The sequence below is a fragment of the Halorubrum sp. SS7 genome (assembly GCF_005435055.1).
GTDB classification, from domain to species: Archaea; Halobacteriota; Halobacteria; order Halobacteriales; family Haloferacaceae; genus Halorubrum; species Halorubrum salinarum.
Window position 1 is genome coordinate 1 of sequence record NZ_SGXV01000150.1, and the last position, 660, is coordinate 660.

A 660-nucleotide genomic window follows, 5' to 3' on the forward strand; every position below is an offset into this window, starting at 1 on the left:
GTCTCAGCCGGGAGATCGCCGAGGAGAGCCGGTGCCGCGCCGCCGTCGGCAAGCGGGTCGGCCGCCTTGTTTACCGGCACACGAGTCGCCCCGCGACGACCGTCTACACGATATTCGACGCGACGCTCGAGTCGGAGCCAGCGCCGAACCCGTCAGAGCGAATCCTCGACTACGACTGGCTGAAGCCCACTGAGCTGCTGTCGACGACTCTCGAACCCGTCGAGCGCTTCATCGAGCGGTCGGTGGCGGAACCGGACGGAGAGCGGTGACACCGCCACCGAGCCACACGATGACGGAAACTCAGGAAAACGGACTGAGCCAGGACGAGCTGTTCAGCCTCCTCAGCAATCCGCGACGGCGGTTCATCCTTCAGTACCTGAATAAGAACCCGGGTGGGATCCGACTACAGGACCTCGCGACCGAGGTCGCGGCGTGGGAAAACGAGACGGACCCCGAGGAGCTGACCGACAAAGAGGAGAAGCGGCTCTACGTCTCCCTCCATCAGACGCACATTCCGAAGCTCGAAGCGGCCGGGATCGTCGAACACGACAGCGACACGGGCGAGATACGGCTCACTGACCGCGGCACCGACGTCAACCGCTACCTCGACGCGGACGCCCCCGACGGCGACGACTCGCGACCGTGGGGACGCTACTACCT

The 660-nt window shown here is 65.3% G+C and carries 2 protein-coding genes; both read left to right on the forward strand.

The window, feature by feature from the left end:
• A partial coding sequence (locus EXE44_RS17250) for an NUDIX domain-containing protein (protein ID WP_137717995.1) occupies positions 1-269 on the forward strand: 269 nt, incomplete at its 5' end.
• On the forward strand, positions 266-660 hold a 395-nt coding region (locus EXE44_RS17255; RefSeq protein WP_241991876.1), incomplete at its 3' end, for a hypothetical protein. The genes EXE44_RS17250 and EXE44_RS17255, both read left to right, overlap by 4 nt.